The following is an 895-nucleotide window of genomic DNA, read 5'->3' on the forward strand; positions in this document are numbered from 1 at the left end:
ATCCAAGCCGCAACCAGCGCGCCAACTGCGCCGGCCGGCGGCGCGGTTGTGCTGCTCTACACGGTCACTGTGCCAAGCGGCGTAACGAATCTTTCCACCGCTACTTCAGTCGCCGCTACAGCGATGTATCCGACTATTCCAACGCTTGCTCTTGGCAGGCTACTCTCGGTGCAGTCATTCACAGCGAGCGGAACATATACGAAGTCAGCCAGAGCGCGCCTCATCCGCGTTAGGGGCTGCGGCCCCGGCGGCCCCGGCGGATATGCCGAGCCAAATAGCACCGGATACACATCTGCGGCTGGGGCTGGTGGAGCGGGGGCAGAATGTGAACTCTGGATCGATGTCAGCGCTTTGACCAGCATATCGATTACGGTCGGGACGCCAGCGACGCCGATCGCGTCATCGTCGCAAAGCACGTCAGGGTCATCGGTCTTTGGTGCTTACGTCACCCTGGGGGGTGGTCAAGGGGGCGGAGTAGGTGTCTCCGTCTCGAATAGTTCCGGGACGCAATCAGTAAATGCCGCTGGCGGGTCTGTGACGTGGGGAGGCCTTTCTTCCAAAGTGCTGTCCGGCAGCTTTGCGAAATCTGGCGCTTACGGCCAACAGGGGATTTCGATCTTTGGTAACGGTGTTCCCGCTATCGGAGCCAGTTCCGCTTACGGTAGCGCGGCGTCGCCACAAAACAACGGGAGCCCTGGCACGGGCAGCGGTTACGGCGCCGGCGGATCTGGCGGCGGAAGTAATTCGACCACGGGATACATCGGCGGGTCCGGTATGCCGAGTTGGTTCGTGATCGAGGAATACTCATGACGACTGAGAACTACGCCGTGTATTTCATCGCGGCGGCGAACGAGACGATGACTGAGTCGAATGGATCTTCCGAGACATTCGCAAG

The 895-nt window shown here is 60.4% G+C and carries 1 pseudogene; it reads left to right on the top strand.

The features are described from left to right. Positions 1-810 (top strand): annotated as a pseudogene (locus tag J2D73_RS20220) (hypothetical protein); the annotation flags it as partial. Positions 811-895: the final 85 nt, after the last annotated feature.

The organism is Acetobacter sacchari (assembly GCF_017377715.1).
GTDB lineage: Bacteria > Pseudomonadota > Alphaproteobacteria > Acetobacterales > Acetobacteraceae > Acetobacter > Acetobacter sacchari.